Origin of the sequence: Mesorhizobium sp. M0870, from assembly GCF_040319775.1 — a bacterium.
Lineage (GTDB): Bacteria > Pseudomonadota > Alphaproteobacteria > Rhizobiales > Rhizobiaceae > Mesorhizobium.
This window is the reverse complement of the sequence record NZ_JAMYOI010000025.1, coordinates 1-16,462: the sequence shown is the minus strand read 5'-3', so window position 1 is coordinate 16,462 and position 16,462 is coordinate 1. Positions and strand designations below refer to the sequence as shown.

22 protein-coding genes and 1 pseudogene are annotated in these 16,462 nt (G+C 62.9%); 10 read left to right on the top strand and 13 right to left on the bottom strand.

Features of this window, described 5'->3' with window-relative positions:
* The first annotated feature begins 22 nt into the window (after positions 1-22).
* Together groES and groL are read left to right on the top strand one after the other, a co-directional pair.
* Entirely contained in the window at positions 23-319 is a 297-nt protein-coding gene (gene groES / locus NKH97_RS25125) for a co-chaperone GroES (protein WP_006203049.1), read from the top strand.
* Between the two features lie 64 nt (positions 320-383).
* Complete coding sequence (gene groL, locus NKH97_RS25120) at positions 384-2,039, top strand: chaperonin GroEL (protein WP_127289069.1); 1,656 nt, start codon at positions 384-386, stop codon at positions 2,037-2,039.
* An 82-nt stretch (positions 2,040-2,121) separates the two neighbouring features.
* On the opposite strand, the gene NKH97_RS25115 is transcribed toward groL, so the two are convergent.
* Positions 2,122-2,730: a TetR/AcrR family transcriptional regulator gene (locus NKH97_RS25115; protein ID WP_352442935.1), complete on the bottom strand. Its 609-nt coding sequence runs from the start codon at positions 2,728-2,730 to the stop codon at positions 2,122-2,124.
* A 118-nt stretch (positions 2,731-2,848) separates the two neighbouring features.
* Here NKH97_RS25115 and NKH97_RS25110 point away from each other — a divergent pair, with 118 nt between their 5' ends.
* Both NKH97_RS25110 and NKH97_RS25105 read left to right on the top strand, forming a co-directional pair.
* On the top strand, positions 2,849-3,295 hold the full coding sequence (locus tag NKH97_RS25110; protein ID WP_352442934.1) for an OsmC family protein: 447 nt from the start codon (positions 2,849-2,851) through the stop codon (positions 3,293-3,295).
* 16 nt (positions 3,296-3,311) lie between these two features.
* Positions 3,312-3,697: pseudogene (locus NKH97_RS25105) on the top strand (nuclear transport factor 2 family protein).
* Between the two features lie 99 nt (positions 3,698-3,796).
* Here the strand turns inward: NKH97_RS25105 and NKH97_RS25100 are convergent.
* The 7 genes from NKH97_RS25100 to NKH97_RS25070 form a co-directional block, all read right to left on the bottom strand.
* Entirely contained in the window at positions 3,797-4,408 is a 612-nt protein-coding gene (locus NKH97_RS25100) for a LysE family translocator (RefSeq protein ID WP_031213900.1), read from the bottom strand.
* An 81-nt stretch (positions 4,409-4,489) separates the two neighbouring features.
* The gene (locus NKH97_RS25095; RefSeq protein WP_023814146.1) at positions 4,490-4,855 is read right to left on the bottom strand and encodes a YkgJ family cysteine cluster protein; all 366 of its coding nucleotides are present in this window, start codon (positions 4,853-4,855) and stop codon (positions 4,490-4,492) included.
* Positions 4,856-4,859: 4 nt separating this feature from the next.
* Positions 4,860-5,027 (bottom strand): hypothetical protein, encoded by a 168-nt coding sequence (locus tag NKH97_RS25090; protein ID WP_023814145.1) that lies wholly within the window; start codon positions 5,025-5,027, stop codon positions 4,860-4,862.
* Between the two features lies 1 nt (position 5,028).
* Positions 5,029-5,436 (bottom strand): hypothetical protein, encoded by a 408-nt coding sequence (locus NKH97_RS25085; RefSeq protein WP_013532398.1) that lies wholly within the window; start codon positions 5,434-5,436, stop codon positions 5,029-5,031.
* Entirely contained in the window at positions 5,436-5,663 is a 228-nt protein-coding gene (locus NKH97_RS25080; RefSeq protein WP_013532399.1) for a hypothetical protein, read from the bottom strand. The genes NKH97_RS25085 and NKH97_RS25080 overlap by 1 nt, the downstream gene beginning before the upstream one ends.
* Before the next feature lie 365 nt (positions 5,664-6,028).
* The gene (locus tag NKH97_RS25075; protein ID WP_010915421.1) at positions 6,029-6,238 is read right to left on the bottom strand and encodes a cold-shock protein; all 210 of its coding nucleotides are present in this window, start codon (positions 6,236-6,238) and stop codon (positions 6,029-6,031) included.
* Between the two features lie 425 nt (positions 6,239-6,663).
* Positions 6,664-7,317: a glutathione S-transferase family protein gene (locus tag NKH97_RS25070; protein ID WP_023814142.1), complete on the bottom strand. Its 654-nt coding sequence runs from the start codon at positions 7,315-7,317 to the stop codon at positions 6,664-6,666.
* A gap of 195 nt (positions 7,318-7,512) precedes the next feature.
* Here NKH97_RS25070 and NKH97_RS25065 point away from each other — a divergent pair, with 195 nt between their 5' ends.
* Complete coding sequence (locus tag NKH97_RS25065) at positions 7,513-7,692, top strand: CsbD family protein (protein WP_023814141.1); 180 nt, start codon at positions 7,513-7,515, stop codon at positions 7,690-7,692.
* 57 nt (positions 7,693-7,749) lie between these two features.
* On the opposite strand, the gene NKH97_RS25060 is transcribed toward NKH97_RS25065, so the two are convergent.
* On the bottom strand, positions 7,750-8,880 hold the full coding sequence (locus tag NKH97_RS25060) for a metallophosphoesterase (RefSeq protein WP_352442936.1): 1,131 nt from the start codon (positions 8,878-8,880) through the stop codon (positions 7,750-7,752).
* A 57-nt stretch (positions 8,881-8,937) separates the two neighbouring features.
* Here NKH97_RS25060 and NKH97_RS25055 point away from each other — a divergent pair, with 57 nt between their 5' ends.
* On the top strand, positions 8,938-9,513 hold the full coding sequence (locus NKH97_RS25055) for a hypothetical protein (protein ID WP_031213898.1): 576 nt from the start codon (positions 8,938-8,940) through the stop codon (positions 9,511-9,513).
* Between the two features lie 259 nt (positions 9,514-9,772).
* On the opposite strand, the gene NKH97_RS25050 is transcribed toward NKH97_RS25055, so the two are convergent.
* Positions 9,773-10,447 (bottom strand): TetR/AcrR family transcriptional regulator, encoded by a 675-nt coding sequence (locus NKH97_RS25050; RefSeq protein WP_023814138.1) that lies wholly within the window; start codon positions 10,445-10,447, stop codon positions 9,773-9,775.
* Positions 10,448-10,543: 96 nt separating this feature from the next.
* Here NKH97_RS25050 and NKH97_RS25045 point away from each other — a divergent pair, with 96 nt between their 5' ends.
* Positions 10,544-11,323, top strand: coding sequence for an NIPSNAP family protein (locus NKH97_RS25045; RefSeq protein ID WP_023814137.1), 780 nt, complete (start codon positions 10,544-10,546; stop codon positions 11,321-11,323).
* On the opposite strand, the gene NKH97_RS25040 is transcribed toward NKH97_RS25045, so the two are convergent.
* A complete protein-coding gene (locus tag NKH97_RS25040; RefSeq protein ID WP_352799000.1) occupies positions 11,320-12,162 on the bottom strand; it encodes an alpha/beta fold hydrolase in 843 nt (280 codons plus the stop codon). The genes NKH97_RS25045 and NKH97_RS25040 overlap by 4 nt on opposite strands.
* Positions 12,159-13,097, bottom strand: coding sequence for a choline ABC transporter substrate-binding protein (choX, locus tag NKH97_RS25035; protein ID WP_352798998.1), 939 nt, complete (start codon positions 13,095-13,097; stop codon positions 12,159-12,161). The genes NKH97_RS25040 and choX overlap by 4 nt, the downstream gene beginning before the upstream one ends.
* 83 nt (positions 13,098-13,180) lie before the next feature.
* Here choX and betI point away from each other — a divergent pair, with 83 nt between their 5' ends.
* Together betI and NKH97_RS25025 are read left to right on the top strand one after the other, a co-directional pair.
* Positions 13,181-13,819: a choline-binding transcriptional repressor BetI gene (gene betI, locus NKH97_RS25030; RefSeq protein WP_352442931.1), complete on the top strand. Its 639-nt coding sequence runs from the start codon at positions 13,181-13,183 to the stop codon at positions 13,817-13,819.
* Positions 13,820-13,939: 120 nt separating this feature from the next.
* On the top strand, positions 13,940-14,698 hold the full coding sequence (locus NKH97_RS25025) for an SDR family NAD(P)-dependent oxidoreductase (RefSeq protein ID WP_352798997.1): 759 nt from the start codon (positions 13,940-13,942) through the stop codon (positions 14,696-14,698).
* Here NKH97_RS25025 and NKH97_RS25020 read toward each other — a convergent pair.
* Entirely contained in the window at positions 14,683-15,681 is a 999-nt protein-coding gene (locus tag NKH97_RS25020; RefSeq protein ID WP_352798996.1) for a LysR family transcriptional regulator, read from the bottom strand. The two genes, NKH97_RS25025 and NKH97_RS25020, sit on opposite strands and share 16 nt — an antisense overlap.
* 105 nt (positions 15,682-15,786) lie before the next feature.
* Here NKH97_RS25020 and NKH97_RS25015 point away from each other — a divergent pair, with 105 nt between their 5' ends.
* Complete coding sequence (locus tag NKH97_RS25015; protein ID WP_031213895.1) at positions 15,787-16,266, top strand: cupin domain-containing protein; 480 nt, start codon at positions 15,787-15,789, stop codon at positions 16,264-16,266.
* The last annotated feature ends 196 nt before the right edge of the window (positions 16,267-16,462 follow it).

The following is a 16,462-nucleotide window of genomic DNA, read 5'->3' as shown; positions in this document are numbered from 1 at the left end:
CGTTCTCATCGAGGAAGAAAAAATGGCAAAGTCGAAGTTCCGCCCGCTTCATGACCGCGTGGTCGTTCGCCGGGTCGAATCCGAATCCAAGACCGCTGGCGGGATCATCATCCCCGACACGGCAAAGGAAAAGCCGCAGGAAGGCGAGATCATCGCTGTCGGCTCCGGCGCTCGTGACGAAGCTGGCAAGCTGGTCCCGCTGGACGTCAAGGCCGGCGACCGCATCCTGTTCGGCAAGTGGTCGGGCACCGAAGTCAAGCTCAATGGCGAAGACCTTCTGATCATGAAGGAATCCGACATCATGGGCATCATCGGCTGATATCAGGCCTTTCCCCGTCAACTGAATTCCCGGGCTCGATCAAAGCCCCTGCCAGGAGCTAAAAATGGCTGCCAAAGACGTAAAATTCTCCCGTGATGCCCGCGAGCGCATGCTGCGCGGCGTCAACATCCTCGCCGACGCGGTGAAGGTCACGCTCGGCCCCAAGGGCCGCAACGTCGTCATCGACAAGTCGTTCGGCGCCCCGCGCATCACCAAGGACGGCGTCACCGTCGCCAAGGAAATCGAGCTTGAAGACAAGTTCGAGAACATGGGCGCGCAGATGGTCCGCGAAGTTGCTTCGAAGACCAACGACATCGCCGGCGACGGCACCACGACCGCGACCGTTCTGGCACAGTCGATCGTCCAGGAAGGCCACAAGGCCGTTGCCGCCGGCATGAACCCGATGGACCTGAAGCGCGGCATCGATCTGGCCGTGACCGAAGTCGTCGCGGCTCTCGGCAAGGCTGCCAAGAAGATCAAGACCTCCGAGGAAGTCGCCCAGGTCGGCACGATCTCGGCCAATGGCGACGAGTCGGTCGGCAAGATGATCGCGGAAGCGATGCAGAAGGTCGGCAACGAAGGCGTCATCACGGTTGAAGAAGCCAAGACCGCCGAGACCGAACTCGAAGTCGTCGAAGGCATGCAGTTCGACCGCGGCTACCTCTCGCCCTACTTCGTCACCAACGCCGACAAGATGGTTGCCGAGCTCGAGGACGTCTACATCCTCCTGCACGAGAAGAAGCTGTCCAACCTCCAGGCCATGCTGCCGGTTCTCGAAGCCGTCGTGCAGACCTCGAAGCCGCTGCTCATCATCTCGGAAGACGTCGAAGGCGAGGCTTTGGCCACGCTGGTCGTCAACAAGCTGCGTGGCGGCCTGAAGATCGCCGCCGTCAAGGCGCCGGGCTTCGGTGATCGCCGCAAGGCCATGCTGGAAGACATCGCCATCCTCACCGGTGGCCAGGTCATCTCGGAAGACCTCGGCATCAAGCTCGAGAACGTCGGCCTCAACATGCTCGGCCGCGCCAAGAAGGTGTCGATCTCCAAGGAGAACACCACCATCGTCGACGGCGCCGGCAAGAAGGCCGAGATCCAGGGCCGCGTCGCCCAGATCAAGCAGCAGATCGAAGAGACCACTTCGGACTACGACAAGGAGAAGCTGCAGGAACGTCTGGCGAAGCTCGCCGGCGGCGTTGCGGTGATCCGCGTCGGCGGCGCGACGGAAGTCGAGGTCAAGGAAAAGAAGGATCGCGTCGATGACGCCCTCAACGCGACCCGCGCGGCCGTCGAAGAAGGCATCGTTGCTGGTGGTGGCGTAGCCCTGCTGCGCGCTTCGGCCAACATCAAGGCCACCGGCGTCAACGCCGACCAGGCCGCCGGCATCAACATCGTTCGTCGTGCGCTGCAGGCTCCGGCCCGCCAGATCGCGGCCAACGCCGGTGCGGAAGCATCGATCGTTGCCGGCAAGATCCTTGAGAACAAGGGCTTGACCTTCGGCTACAACGCCCAGACCGGCGAATATGGCGACATGATCGCCATGGGTATCGTCGATCCGGTCAAGGTTGTCCGTACGGCTCTCCAGGACGCGGCCTCGGTCGCCGGCCTGCTGGTCACCACCGAAGCCATGATCGCGGAGGCTCCGAAGAAGGAGTCGGCTGGCGGCGGCGGCATGCCTGGCGGCATGGGCGGCGGCATGGGCGGTATGGGCGGTATGGATTTCTAATCCAGCCCTATCAGCCTTCAGATACGGAAAGGGCGGCAGAGATGCCGCCCTTTTTGTTTTGCGCAGCGGTCGTCGTGGCCTCTCAGACGGCGGCATCCGCGCGTTGCTTTACCTCGCCGGCAAGCACCGCGGCTTCGATCAGCGCCGCCACTTCATCGGCCACGGCCTGTATCGGAGCGCGGTCGCGGGTGGCGCGGGCGATCACCATCAGTCCTTCCAGCGACGATTCGACCAGCAGTGCCAATGCATGCGCGCGGCGCTCGGGCACCCCCGCCCTGACGAAGGCGTCCCGCAGCAGGCCTATCCACTGTTCGAAGGCCGAGCGGCACAACTCCGCCAGTTCCGGCACGTCGGTGGGCGAGTCCAGCACGACAGGCGCGACCGGACAGCCGAGCGAAAACTGGTTGTCTTCCAGCATGCGCCCCACCGACTGGTAGATATGATGGACGGCCACCGCCGGATTCTTTTCGGCAGCCAGCGCTTCGCCCAGCCTCTCCGTCACGTCGGCAACGCTAGCGCGCGTCACCTCGATGACCAGTTGGTCCTTGCCGCCGGGAAAATGAAAATAGAGCGAGCCCCGCGGTGCGCCGCTGGCGCTCAATATGTCGTTGAGCGAGGTGCCGTGATAGCCGCGCTGCCTGAGCAGCAGCCCAGTCGTCTCGAGTATGCGGGTGCGGGTGTCGTTGGCCATGTCAACCTCTGTCAGCAGGAATCATTATAGGCCTTGCGCAGAATATGACAATCGGTCTACATAATATGTAGATCAGTCTATATATTCCTGAGGAATGCCATGCGAAGGGAGAACGACAATGACAATTCGTGAAGCCTCGGCCAAATGGCAGGGGACGCTGAAGGAAGGTTCGGGACGGTTGCGGCTCGGCAGCGGCGTCTTCGAAGGCGCCTATTCCTTCCCGTCGCGTTTCGAGAACGGTCCGGGCACCAATCCGGAGGAACTGATCGCCGCAGCGCATGCAGGCTGCTTCTCGATGGCGCTGAGCGCCATACTGGGCAACGCCAATCATGTTCCGACAAGCATCAGCACCGTCGCCAAGGTGCATCTTGGCGCAACCGCTGCCGGTCCGACGATCACCCGCATCGAACTCGAAACCGAGGCAGAGGTCGCGGGACTTGCCGAAGATGAATTCGAGCGCCTTGCACAGTCCGCCAAGGCGGGCTGCCTCGTCTCGCGGGCCCTTGCCGGCGTGTCCCAGATCACCCTCAAGGCAACACTCGTCGAAGCCACCAAAGGCCAATGAAGCCAGGAGAAAGAAGATGACACAGGAGCTTGTCATGGACGCAGCCGCGTACGACCTGTCCCAGCAGACGGCCGAGATCATGCGGCGCTACAACGACGTATTCCAACGCCATGATCCTTCGGCACTCGCCGAGCTGGTGGCTGAGGATTGCGTGATCGAGAACACCGTGCCAGCGCCGGACGGCGCCCGTTATGCCGGTCAAGCGGCGTGCGTCGGGCTTTGGGCGGCGATAGCAACCCAGGCCGGCACGCGCTTCGATATCGAGGAAACCTTCGTTGCCGGCGACCGGGCAACGATCCGCTGGCGCTATTTCATGACCGACGGCAATTCGCTGCGCGGCGTCAACCTCATGCGCGTGGCCGGCGGCGGATCGTCGAAGCGATGGGCTATGTGAAGGGGTAGCGTGCCCGAGCAATTCCCCGAAAGCGCATAACGGCTTTTCGCCCGGAATAGCGCAACAAAGAGGAGCGGATCAGCGAGACTGAACCGCTCCCCGTGGCGCTACCGATCGGCCAGCGCCAGCTTCGCGCCGAGCATGACGAAGGCGCCGGCGAAGGTCCGGCGCATCCAGGTCAACACCATTGGCCGCGAGACGACGTGGCTGCGGATCGAGGCGGCGAAGATGCCGTAGCCGACGAAAACCACGAAGGTCAAAAGCATGAAGACGGAACTCAGTTCCAGCATCTTCGACAGCGCATTGGGCTCGGTGGTGCTGACGAATTGCGGCAGGAAAGCGAAGAAGAAGATCGACAGTTTCGGATTGAGCACGTTGGCGAGGATCCCGGTGGCAATCACCTTGCCGGCCGAGCGCGGCGTCACATCCTGCTCGACGCTGAGGCCGCCATTTTCCTTCAGCGTGTTCCAGGCCATGTAGAGGAGGTAGGCGACGCCGAGATATTTCAGCGTCTCGAAGGCAAGCGCGCTGGTGTGCAGCAGCGCCGCAAGGCCGGTGATGGCGGCGGCCATGTGTGGGATGATGCCGAGCGTGCAGCCGAAGGCGGCGATGACGCTGGCCCGCGCGCCGCGCGAAAGGCCGGCGCTCAGCGTGTAGAGAACGCCGGTGCCGGGCGAAGCCACGACGATCAGCGACGTCAACAGAAATTCGATGCTCACGATGGTTCCTCCGGCACCCGACCCGGCCAGGAACGTATCGGGCTGCGGGTCGGCGCACAAGCGGAGGTGATCGGAGCTTGGCTACACCGGCAATCCGAGCGCTCGGCGTGCCATCAGACACTCCTCGTCGCCGGGCATGCAGGCGCGACAGACGTCTGGCCGGACGTCGTAGATGCCGCAAGCGGTCGACTTGCCGATCTCGCCGGACAGCGCCGAGCAGCGCACGCCCTCGCAGCGCATGCCTGACAGGTCAGATGCGACATATTTTTCCGGGATACGGTCGAGCTGCGCGTCATCCTCGGTGGAAAAGCGCGGCCACTCGGCCGAATAGGAGCAGCAGGCACCGCAGCTTTGGCAATCGAAGGTGCCCTGTTGCGACGACAAAACGCTCGCCACCAGGGCGGACAGCCCTGGCGCGGCGGGGTTGCGATCGGCGTCTTGCGGCAAGGCGCTATTTCTTCTTAGCCGTCTTGCCCTTCGGCGAATCCGCCGGCGACTTGAACAGATCGGTCGCGGCCTCGATGGCGTCGCCGGCCTTCGGCGCGGCAACCGGCTTGGCCGGTTTTGCCGCGGCACCCGAGGCTGCCGGCTGATCCTTGGAGGAGAATTTTATGGCCATGTCAGTCCTCGTCGGCGAAGCGCGATGATGGGGCGCGCGGATTGCGCAGGCGGCCGATCAGCGCCGAAACGGCCGTGATGTTCATTTCCTCGGGCGACCAGTTTTTCACCGCCTCGATGTGATGGGCCGCCAGCTCGCGATGCGTGCTGCCGCTGTAGGCCGCGTCCTGATAAGTCACCCGCTCATGGGTTTTGGCGTCTTCACGGACATATTCGATCAGGTAATTCGGGCATTCGGCGCGGCCGCGCACGCCGACGCGCACCTGGGCATCGCCGTGGGCACGCTTGCAGCGTTCGAGCTTTTCCAGCACACGCCGTACGAATTCGACCGGCTTGTCGAGGCCTTCGACCATATCGGCAATGGTTGCATCGGCGGCGATCGGTGTTGGCGGTACGCGTTTGGTGGCCATCAGCGTCTTCCGGCCCGCTTCGGCAAAGCGGCTAGCGCGGCGGCGGCGGCCATCTCGTCGGCCTCCTTCTCCAGGCGCAATTCGCGCAGCCGCGCGGTCTTGGCTTCGCGTGCCTCGCTGACGGCGTCGCGCTCGGAATTGATGCGGTTGAGCGACATCGACTGGGTTTGCGTCTTGCTGAACAGGGACACGGCCTGATCGACGGTTGTCTTTGAACTGGTGGTCAAATCTTTCTCCTGTCAGGAGCCTGTGCCGATGGAGCGAGACCGGGTCTTCGGTCAGGATCACGCACAAAGCAATACGCGCGGCGAATTCAAATTGCTGGAGCGTCCCTTAGCACGTCCAGGCCGGCGCGCAGCGCACTTTCGGCGGTAAGGCGCGCAAAATGAAAAAGGCCAGGCACCGCCTGACCTTCCATGAGAGCGTCGCGCAACCAGACGACATCCAAAAGGATACACCGGGGGTGCACGGGAACGCCCTGCTTATGCACATGATATGCCGTGGAAACTCAGGTCTCCGCGGCCATGCGCCCGAATTCGCCACTCACCGGTGCCAGTACATCCGTGGTCACCGGGAGAGCTGAATTCGTTTTTCAGGCCGCCTTCAACTGGTCGGCGGACATCTTGCCCGACTTGTTGTCGCGGACCATCTCGTAGCCGAGCTTCTGGCCCTCGACGATGTCGCGCATGCCGGCGCGCTCTACGGCCGAGATGTGGACAAAAACGTCGGCCGAGCCGTCGTCAGGCTGAATAAAACCAAAACCTTTGGTGGCGTTGAACCATTTAACTGTGCCGGTGCTCATGACGAACCCTTTCCATGGCAAATATTCGTTCGACGCCATGCGGATGCACAACGTCGTTTGTCCCGATTTTTGATGTGGGAAGTTCGTCAAAGGCGCGCTCGAAAGCGCGGATAACAAAAGTCAGTCAAACAAATATCGACGATTTGCTTATAGGCTTCTTTTGGGGCGCTGTCAAATTTGCATAAAGCCACAGCTGCGGAATTCTCCCAAACCACCTGGCCAAAACACCTGACATGACGGCAAATCGGACCCCAAACAGCGCGCTTGCGCCAACTTGAAAAAAGTTTTCCGGCATCCAGGAACCATCTGCGCAGACGCGCATTTATTCGGTGTCATCAGCAGTTCATGAGAGCAATCGAATAACAGTTGATGGCAAAGACGCCCCCCGCACGATAAAAGGTGCGAGGGGCGTTTTCGTTTGGATCCTATTCGTCCGGGCCGGGTTCCGGCCACGTCTCCCTGGCCGCCTCGGCATACCAGTGGCGCATCGCCGGCGTTGCCAGCACGGCATCGACATAGGCGCGCGTATCCTGCGCCAGCGTGCCGCCATAGGTATCGAAACGGGTGACGACAGGCGCATACATGGCATCAGCCACGGTGAAGTGGCCGAACAGGAACGGGCCGCCCTTGCCGTATTTTTCCCGGCACTCGCGCCACAGCGCCTCGATGCGGGCGCGTTGCGCCTCGCCCTCGGCGTCAAGCGGCTTGTGGCCCTTCGGCCGACGCAAATTCATCGGCCAGCCATAGCGAACCTCGCGAAAGCCGGAATGCATCTCGGTCGCGGCCGAACGCGCCAGCGCACGGGCGTCGATATCGGCGGGCCAGAGCTTTTTCTCGGGAAACAGGTCGGCGAGATATTCAAGGATGGCAAGGGTTTCCCAGACGATCTTGCCGTTGTGATTCAGCACCGGCACCTGACCGGTCGGCGACACTTTTGCCAGATTGGCAAAAGTTTCAGGCGTGCGCAGCCGTACGAAACCTTCCTCGAACGGGATCTCCAGATGCCTCATCGCCACCCATGGCCGCAGCGACCATGAGGAGAAACACTTGTTGCCAATATAGAGCGTAAATTCTGCCATTTTTCTCCCCGCACGCACGGCCTCCAAAATCCCATTGCCAACGCGTGTTCACAGCCTAGCCCACCGACCTTGCCCCAGGCGGCGGCCGCGCGACCTGATCTGCCGATCGGGCGACGCCTGGAACCTAACCGACATCGGCTCGTTAGCTACCGCAATGAATTCCTTCGAATTCAAAATCCCGGGAGATGCGCAAAAATGGTGAACAAGGATCAGGTCGCGGGCGTGGCCAAGCAGGTCAAGGGCTCGGTCAAGGAAGCCGCCGGCAAGGCAACCGGCAACCGGCAGACCCAGGCCGAAGGCACGGCCGACAGGATCGCCGGCAAGGTGCAGAAGGCCTATGGCGACGTCAAGGACAAGGTCAGGAAGGCGCTCTGATCCGCATCGAGGAACGCGTTGTTATCGAGGGAAAGGCGGTCGCGAAGGCCGCCTTTTTCAGGTGCTCCAGCCCTTGCTGAAAGCATTGGTGAACACGACCTCGCCATTATCGCCGATCGCCTCGCCCAGCACCACGTCCATGCCGTTGCTGGTCACCCTGGCCAGGGCGAAACCGCCCATATAGGCAGCCTTCGGCTTGAACAGGTCGATCCCGTCCCTGCGATAGATCAGCGGCGTTTCGTGCTGGTGGCCATGGAAAATGCCGACGACATTGTAGCCCTTGAGCGCCGCCAGCAGCGCCTGCCGGTCGGCCTCGCTCCACCAATGCGGCGCACCGGTGCCGTCATCATCAAAGTGGCTCCTGGCGGCATCCCAGCGTTCCACCGAGAAAGTGTCCCAGCCATAATGCTGGAACAGGACGACCGGGCGGCCGTCCGCCGCATAGGTCGCCAGGTCCTGCTTCAGCCATGGCAGGCTGCTCTCGGCACCGTGGCCGGTATCGCCGGCGAAACGATGCGTCTGGATCAGATGCAGGCCGCCCCAGTCCCAGGAGTAGCAGTCGGTGTCGACATCATAGTCGGTGGCCGGCACTGGCGGCTTGAAGAACACGCCGGCGCGATGGTTGACCTCGACATAGTCGCGCAGTTCGCGCCGGTACCAGTCGACATGGTGCGGCGGCCCGTTCTGGTCGAGATCATGGTTGCCGAGCCCGACATAAACCGGCATGTGCACGCGATCCGGACCGACGCCTTGGCTGTAGCGCTGGCTGAACTGGAGCAGTTGGGTGCCCTCGCTCGGCTGGGTGATCTGGCCGCCGCCATCGTCGGTGATGTCGCCGCCGACGACAAGGCCGAGCGGCGCGCCTATCTTGCCGGCCGAACGCAGGCCGGTGGCGACGCCATTGATCTCGGCCGGCCAGTCCTTGTCGCCAAGCGCATTCAGCACCGCCACGTTGCGCAGCAGCGCGGCGTCGGTCTTGCCTTCTTGCAGGCAGTTGGGGCTCAAGCCGCTCGCCATGCGGCAGGCATGGACATCGGCGATGAACAGGAAGGTGGCGTCGATCGACTGGACGCGTTGCCCGGTCTGGCCTAAGGCCGGCCGCGGCAAGGCGCCGGCCGCGGCAAATCCTGCAGCCTGTACCAGGAAGTTGCGTCGGGAAAGCGATCCAGTCGAACGGCGATTCATCATCTGCTGATTCAGCATGGACAGCAGCCGGTCGTCCAGCGCCTCTGCGCCATCATCGACATGACGCCACGGGTCTGGCATGTCTCGCTTGCGCAAGCGCATGCCGCCGGTTGCGTCGATGCCAAGTCCGCCAGGAAGGGTTTCGTTCTGGCGAGACCCGGCATCCAGAGCGAATTTCGGCCCGTGGCCGGCGGGATGATGTCGGTTGCCAACACCTACGAATCGCAATCGCCCCAGACCCAATATCTGTTCGCCGGCCTGATCGAGGTGTTTCGCGACAGCGACACCGGCCGCCAGGCGATGATCCCGTTTTCCGATCTGCGCAAGCTGTTCCCGCTGAAGGCGGGGGCAAAGGCCACGATAGAGTTCGTCGAGCTGTCGCTGAACCAGCCGCCGAAGGGCACCAAGACGCTGAGCCTGATCGTCAAGGGCAAGGAAACATTCCGTCTGGGCGATTGCAAATACAATGTCCTGGCGGTCAAGGAGACCTTCAAGAACGGTGCCGGCGAGACGCTGGATTCATTCACCGCGCTCTATGCTCCCGATCTGCAAGCCGCGCTCGCGCGGCGCTACGATGAAGGCACCAGTTCGGAATCCGTCAACGGCTACGAGACGATCAAGCCGCTGGCCGAGTAGGTAAGAGCCCAGGCTTCTTCGCTTCCCCCTCGTGTCAGCCAGAGCGAAGCCGCAAGGTCGAGAGAAGTGGCTGCGTCGCGATCCTGCACACCCCCCTCTGTCCTCCCGGACATCTCCCCCGCAAGGGGGGAGATTGGCTGTCACACCGGCTTTCGCCAATCTCCACCGGTGAAGGTACGAGCGAGCGCCGATGCTGCAGATCTCCCTCCTTGCGGGGGAGATGGCCGGCAGGCCAGAGGGGGGTGCTGTCCCGCCGACATCAAATAATTCTCGGCCGTGGCAGTATCCTGTTGCGTCGCCTGGCAACCAAGCCGCCCTGCGACGGCGCGCTGCGCTCCAACCCTGCCAGGCAATCCCGCAGCACACCGGCATCCTGCGCCGTCTTGGCCATCGACATCGCCCCGGAATAGGCGGCGACCGTCAGCGCGGCGAAGCGTTCGGGGTCCGTGCCCTCGTCCTTGCCCGCCTGCTGGTCGGCACGCACCTTGTCGGCAATCGCCTGCCGCCACCCGCCAAAGATACCGGCAAGGGCAAGGCGGAAATCGGGATCGGCAAGCGACAGTTCGTGCGCCAGATTGTTGAGCGGGCAGCCGCGCACGAACCCCTGCTGCTCCAGTTCCGCCGCCACGGCCTCGAACACCGAGCGCACGCCCTCGCGCACTGACGCCGCCGCCAGCACCGGCGCGATCCATGTCTCTTCGACCGCTGCCGCCACACGCTCGTCGATCACAGCCAGCGCCAGCGCCTTCTTGGTCGGGAAATGGTGATGCAGCGCTCCGCCGCTGACATCAGCCGCCGCCATCAGATCGCCGATGCTGGAGGCGTGATAGCCGCGCGCCTGGAACGCGTCCTCGGCGACATCGAGCACTTTCTTGCGCATGCCTTCAGGGTCGTTGATGCGTTTTCCCGGGCGCGGTTTTGGCTGGACGGTCATCTCTGCTGACATTGCCGAACTTTAGCATGTTGACAAAACAGGACAACCGGTCTGTTTTACAAAACAGGACGATCACCCTGTTTTGGAGAATGTCGGATGAACCTGCCCCAGAACGTCGCGCCGAAACCCACGGCGCTCGCCTCGCCTGTCGTCGAGTTGCGGCAATACACGCTGAAGCCCGGCCGGCGCGACACGCTCATCGGCATCTTCGACGGCAGGCTGATCGAGGGCCAGGAGGACGCCGGCATGAACGTCATCGGCCAGTTCCGGGACCTCGATCGGCCTGACATGTTCGTCTGGATGCGCGGCTTCGACGGCATGGATGCGCGGAAAAATGCTCTCGCCGCTTTTTATGGCGGGCCGGTCTGGGCGGCGCACAGTGATGCGGCCAATGCGACGATGATCGATTCCGACGATGTGCTGCTGCTCAAGCCGGCGTGGCCGGGCGCAGGCTTCGACCTCGCGGGCGCGCAGCGGCCAAGCCTGGCCGATGACGAAAAACCCATTCAAAACAAACCGCTGACCGGCATCGTTGTCATCGCGATTCATCATTTGCAGCCCGGCACAGAGGCTGATTTCGCCACTCGCTTCGAGACTGAGACGGCGTGCCTGATGACGGCCGACGCACGCCTGCTCGCCGCTTTCGTTACGGAGCATGCCGAAAACAGTTTTCCGCGCCTGCCGGTGCGGGCTGATGAAAACGTCTTCATGTCCGTCACCGGCTTCGACAACGCAGAGGCGCATGCCCGCCACAAAGCCGCTCTCGCCGCCTCGCCGACATGGCAGGCCTTTTGGCAGGCCGCGCAAGCTGGTCTGACCAAACCAACGGAGACATTGCGGCTGTCGCCCACATCGCAATCGTTGGTCGGGCGTTAGACTTCAAATGCCTTGACTATGGCCTTCGCGACCAGGGCCGGATCTTCCCAATGCGGGTTGTGGCCACAGGCCTCGGCGCGGACGAGGAGAGCTTCAGGAAGAGCGGACCGCAACGCCTGCTGGTGCGCCGCGCCGAACAGCGGGTCGCACGCGCCTGCGATGATCAGCGTCCGGGCCTGCACGGCCCGCGCAGCATCGGTCAGATCGGCGCGGCGGATTTCCCCGAGAATCGCGCGCCAGCGCGGCGTCGGCATCGCCGAGGCCTCTTGCGCCAAGCCGGTGAGAAAGGCTGCGGGCACGTCGGGACGACAGGCATGCCACCAGGCATAGAACGGATCGGTCGGCGATATCGGATCTCGCAGGGCCTCGACGCTCACCACCAGCGGATGACCCGGCGCGAAATCGGGCTTCAACGTGCCGGCCAGGACCACCAGCCCGCCGATCAACTCCTTGTGCCCCGCAGCCAAAGCGACAGCCACCATGGCGCCCAGCGAATGGCCGACGACGACCGGTCGGTCGAGTTGTAAACTCTGGATCAGCCCGGCGATATCATCGGCAAGATCGGCGATGCCGCAGTTCTTGCCAGCCTGCGAGGCGCCGTGGCCGCGCAGATCCGGCATGATCAGACGGCGGCCGGCCAGATATGGCGCCAGAAGCGAAAAACTGCGGCTGGTGTCGGTGAAGCCGTGCACCAACAGAAGTGCCGGCTCGGCGCCCGATATCTCGACATAGGCGATGTCGAGATCGCCGACAGTGACGAACTGCTTGCGGCCGGCCCAGGCGCCCTGCTCCGCCACCACAGCCTGCTTCGGCAAGTCATCGAGCGCGGCCGCTCTCACAGGCCGAGCTTTTCCTTGACCGCGGCGAGGCCCGGCTTGCCGTCGAAGGTGGTGACGCCGGCGAGCCAGGCGTCGAGGCGGCTTTTGTTCGCCGTGATTGCCTTCAGCGCCCCGTCCTCCGGCTTCATGCCGTCATTGATCAGATAGCCCATGCCGACATTCTCGAAATCGATGTCGAAGGCGAGATTCCCGAGGAATTGCGCGACGTTCGGGCATTGCTGCAGATAGCCCTTGCGCACCTGCGTCGTCACGGTCGCGGCGCCGAAATTCGGGCCGAAGAACTTGTCGCCACCTGTCAGGTACTTGAAGTCGTACATCGTGTTCATCGGATGCGGCGCCCAGCCCTGGAAGACGATGAACTGCTTTTCCTTGATCTCGTAGCCGACCTCGGAAAGCATGCCGGCTTCGCTGGACTCGACCACTTGCCAGCCGTCCAGGCCAAAGGCGGGATCGGCGATGGCGTCCATCATCAACTGGTTGGAGCCGGGCTCGATGCCGTACATTTTCTTGCCGAACTTGTCCGCGAACTTGTGCAGGTCGGAGATATCCTTGACGCCGGCCTCCCAGACATAGGTCGGCACGGCGAATGTGTATTTGGCGCCTACGAGATTGACGCGCACATTCTCGACCGAGCCGTCCTTCTTGTAGGGCTCATAATAGGTGACCATGGCCGGGTCCCAGTAGCCCAGGAACAGGTCGAGATCCCTGTTCTTCATGCCCTCGTAGATGACGTTGATGCCAAGAACCTGGCTTTGCGGCTGATAGCCGAGCGCCTGCAGCAGGACATTGGCGACCGCCGTGGTGAAGGCAAGGTCGTTCCAGCCGGGTTCAGCCATGCGGACAGTGCCGCACTGCTCGGCCTCGGCTGCCTGGGCCGCATTCGAGGCCAATATCAGCGCGGCAAGACAGACGCCATTTGCAAGCATGCGCAACATTTCGGTTCTCCTCATTGTGATCAAATTGACCAATTGGTCTTTTTATTGTCCCATGGGTCAATGATTGATCTGAGCGGACGAAAATGTCAACGTGGATTCGCCATGCATGGACCGATCCCGTGAAACTCAAGCGTCTCAGTGAGATACGCCGCAAGGAGCTGCGGCAGGCGGCCTTCGTGGTTCTGGAGCGCGAAGGCATTGCCGGCGCGACCCTGGAAAAAGTGGCCGCCCAGGCAGGTGCCTCCAAGGGCATCGTGCTGCACTATTTCCGCAACAAGCAGGAATTGTTCGAGCACGCGATGCGCGAGGCCAATGCCGTCCTGTGCCAGGCGGTGATCGCGCGGCTTCGCCGGGCGCGTACGCCGATGGAGCGCATGGATGCGGTGATCGAGGGCAATTTCGAGGAGCATCTGTTCCAGCCGCCTCTGTGCCATGCCTGGCTGTCGCTCTGCGCCGAGGTGCCGCGCGACGAGAAGATGGCCCGTATCCAGCGGGTGATCCATGCGCGCATGCGCTCGAACCTGTTGTCGGGCCTGCACGGCCTCGCCTCGCCTGGAGACGCCGACGACATCGCGCTTGGCGTCACGGCGCTGATCGACGGGCTTTGGCTGCGGCTCGGCCTGCAGCCGGGCAGCGTGTCGCGCGAACAGGCGGTCCGCCAGGTCAAGAATTATGTCGCGGGCCGGCTGGCCCTGCGGGAGCTTACGACCGCCGGCGCGTAACCGGCCTCGGCTGGCCTGCGCCGGCAGCGGTCGAAGTTCATACCCGGGGATAGGCCGACGGCTTGACCGCGGCCGCCACTATACGGTGCTCTCGACGAGGCAGAAATCTCGGAGTGCCCCATGAGACTTCACGACAAGCGCGCGCTGGTCACCGGTGGGTCGGACGGTATCGGCCTGGCGATCGCCGAGTCATTTTTGCGCGAGGGCGCGGACGTGCTGATCGTCGGCCGCGACACCAAAAAACTCGACGACGCCCGCGAGCGCCTCGGCGGCACTATCGAGACGCTGTCGGCCGATCTTGCCACCTCGGCCGGCATCGCGGCCGTCGTCGAGCATGTGAAAAAATCCGGCAGGCCGCTTGATATCCTGGTCAACAATGCAGGCGTGGCTTTCCTGGTGCCGTTCGAAACCGTCAGCGAGGCGCAGTTCCAGCAATCCTTCGCGCTCAATGTGACGGCGGTGTTCTTCCTCACCCAGGGCCTGCTGCCGCATCTGGCTGCCGGCGCATCGGTGATCAACATCTCGTCCTACTTCGCCAACAAGATGATCCCGAAGCGGCCGTCGAGCCTCTATTCGCTGTCGACGGGCGCGTTGAACTCGCTGACCAAGTCGCTCGCCTTCGAACTCGGCCCGCACGGCATCCGCGTCAACGCCATCGCGCTCGGCACGGTCGACACCGCCATGCGGCGCAAGACCGTCGACAATTTGCCGGCCGAGGCAAAGGCCGAGCTGAAGGCCTATGTCGAGCGCAGCTATCCGCTCGGCAGAATCGGCCGCCCTGACGATCTGGCCGGTATCGCGGTTTATCTGGCCAGCGAAGAGGCCGCCTGGACCAGCGGCGGCATCTTTTCGATCGATGGTGGCTATACCGCGGGCTGATCCGTCCGGCCACCAGACCAGGCGCCGGCATTTTCTGCGGCGCCGCTTTCCACGAATCCGAGTGCGCCTACCGCCTCCAGGACCTGATCGCGAACCCAGCGATGGGGTGGCTCGTCGTCGTGGCGCGCGTGCCAGTACATCCTGATTTCCGGAACAGCAATGGGAAGTGGCGGTTCAAAGATGACGAGCGGCAGGGTCTTCGCTGCCCAAACCGCGAACTGCCTGGGAACTGCCGCGAGGTGGTTTCCGTTTGCCACTGCCAATGCGACAGCCTGAAAGTGCGGCAGGGCCAGGCTTACACGGCGCGTTCGTCCGATCTTGCGGAGCGCCTCGTCGGTGGAGCCCAACATCGAGCCATCGATAGAACGAAGAACATGGGGCAGTTCGCAGAAGAGCTCGATCGGTAGAAGCTCGCCTTCCATGATCCCCGCCTGCCTGATCGCAGCGTTGTCGCTCGCGGCGATGATGGCGAATGGTGAATGGAACAGAGGCGTGCTTGAGACCCAGTCGGAGACCTCCAGCGGACGCTCGAGCGCTACGTCGATTTCATCGTCCTGGAGCAGCCGCGAGACGTCGCCGCGCGCGCTGTCGAGAAACCTTAGCGACGCGCGCGGCGCGGCACCCGCGATGCGCGCCGCTAAAGTTGGCATCAGCATCATGGAAAAGAAATCCGCACCCATGAACGTGAAGGTTCGCTCCAGTTCCACCGGATCGAACGCCTTGGCCGAGTGGAAGACGCGTTCGATTTCACGAAGCGCCACGCGTAACGGCTCGGCCATGCTCTCGGCGCGTGGCGTCGGCATCATGTCATTGCCCCGTCGCACGAACAGCTGGTCGTTGAGGAGATGCCGCAAGCGATTGAGCGCAGCGCTGACGGCAGGCTGGCTGAGGCCGATCTGCTCGCCGGCACGCGTAACGCTTCTCTCCCGCAGAAGGGCGTCGAACACCCTGATGAGATTGAGGTCGAGCGCGTTCAAATTCATCGCATCAATTCGCCCCATACGATCATTCGATTTCCGTTGTCGGCATATCCCTGGCTAGATCGTCATCGGCCCAGCAGGCACAGGCAACAGGAGGATCAGACGGCCATGACAATGACCCCCGGCACGATCACAGGCAAGGAACTCTTCTGGTTCAACAACACGCTTGTCGCGATCCACGTCTCGTCGGCGGCAGGAGAGGACGGCACCTGCGTCGTCGAGCATCGCATGCCCTATGGCGACTCCCCGCCCCTGCATGTGCATCGCAGGGAGGACGAAGTGTTTCACATCCTGGACGGGAGACTGCGCTTTCAGATCGACGGCCACGAACGCATTGCTGAAGCCGGCGAAACCGTCATTGCGCCGAAAGGCCTGCCGCACACCTACCGGGTCGAATCGCGCGAAGGCGCGCGTACGCTCACCATCACGCGCGGTTCGGATTTCGAGACGATGCTGCGTCAGGCGAGCCGTCCCGCCGAACAGCCGGAGGTGCCGCCGCAGATGCAACCAACACCGGAAATCATCGCGGCACTGGTGCAGCTCTGCGCAGAAAACGGCATCGACATTGTCGGTCCGCCGCTAGGGTGAGAGGCCGAAACCGCGCATTCTTTCCCTTCTCCCCTTGTGGGCCTGTTGCAAAATTGTGTGGATGTGATTCCCTGTTTTTGAAACAGGGATCTTGCGATGACGACGAAGCCAAGCGGTCAGTTCAGTTTTGTGGAGGCTCTGCTGCCGCAGGGTCTTGGTCGGAGCGGTCGCCTGGACCGGTTGTCGTTGCTGGTGA

Bases quoted from the DNA above. Each gene is read 5' to 3' on its own strand.
- groES (WP_006203049.1), top strand. From the start codon at position 23: ATGGCAAAGTCGAAGTTCCGCCCGCTTCATGACCGCGTGGTCGTTCGC.
- NKH97_RS25070 (WP_023814142.1), bottom strand. From the start codon at position 7,317: ATGGCAGAATTTACGCTCTATATTGGCAACAAGTGTTTCTCCTCATGG.
- NKH97_RS25090 (WP_023814145.1), bottom strand. From the start codon at position 5,027: ATGGCCATAAAATTCTCCTCCAAGGATCAGCCGGCAGCCTCGGGTGCC.
- NKH97_RS25020 (WP_352798996.1), bottom strand. From the start codon at position 15,681: ATGAATTTGAACGCGCTCGACCTCAATCTCATCAGGGTGTTCGACGCC.
- NKH97_RS25055 (WP_031213898.1), top strand. From the start codon at position 8,938: ATGACGCCACGGGTCTGGCATGTCTCGCTTGCGCAAGCGCATGCCGCC.
- NKH97_RS25115 (WP_352442935.1), bottom strand. From the start codon at position 2,730: ATGGCCAACGACACCCGCACCCGCATACTCGAGACGACTGGGCTGCTG.
- NKH97_RS25110 (WP_352442934.1), top strand. From the start codon at position 2,849: ATGACAATTCGTGAAGCCTCGGCCAAATGGCAGGGGACGCTGAAGGAA.
- betI (WP_352442931.1), top strand. From the start codon at position 13,181: ATGTCAACGTGGATTCGCCATGCATGGACCGATCCCGTGAAACTCAAG.
- choX (WP_352798998.1), bottom strand. From the start codon at position 13,097: ATGTTGCGCATGCTTGCAAATGGCGTCTGTCTTGCCGCGCTGATATTG.
- groL (WP_127289069.1), top strand. From the start codon at position 384: ATGGCTGCCAAAGACGTAAAATTCTCCCGTGATGCCCGCGAGCGCATG.
- NKH97_RS25085 (WP_013532398.1), bottom strand. From the start codon at position 5,436: ATGGCCACCAAACGCGTACCGCCAACACCGATCGCCGCCGATGCAACC.
- NKH97_RS25060 (WP_352442936.1), bottom strand. From the start codon at position 8,880: ATGATGAATCGCCGTTCGACTGGATCGCTTTCCCGACGCAACTTCCTG.
- NKH97_RS25045 (WP_023814137.1), top strand. From the start codon at position 10,544: ATGAACCTGCCCCAGAACGTCGCGCCGAAACCCACGGCGCTCGCCTCG.
- NKH97_RS25065 (WP_023814141.1), top strand. From the start codon at position 7,513: ATGGTGAACAAGGATCAGGTCGCGGGCGTGGCCAAGCAGGTCAAGGGC.
- NKH97_RS25075 (WP_010915421.1), bottom strand. From the start codon at position 6,238: ATGAGCACCGGCACAGTTAAATGGTTCAACGCCACCAAAGGTTTTGGT.
- NKH97_RS25015 (WP_031213895.1), top strand. From the start codon at position 15,787: ATGACAATGACCCCCGGCACGATCACAGGCAAGGAACTCTTCTGGTTC.
- NKH97_RS25025 (WP_352798997.1), top strand. From the start codon at position 13,940: ATGAGACTTCACGACAAGCGCGCGCTGGTCACCGGTGGGTCGGACGGT.
- NKH97_RS25050 (WP_023814138.1), bottom strand. From the start codon at position 10,447: ATGACCGTCCAGCCAAAACCGCGCCCGGGAAAACGCATCAACGACCCT.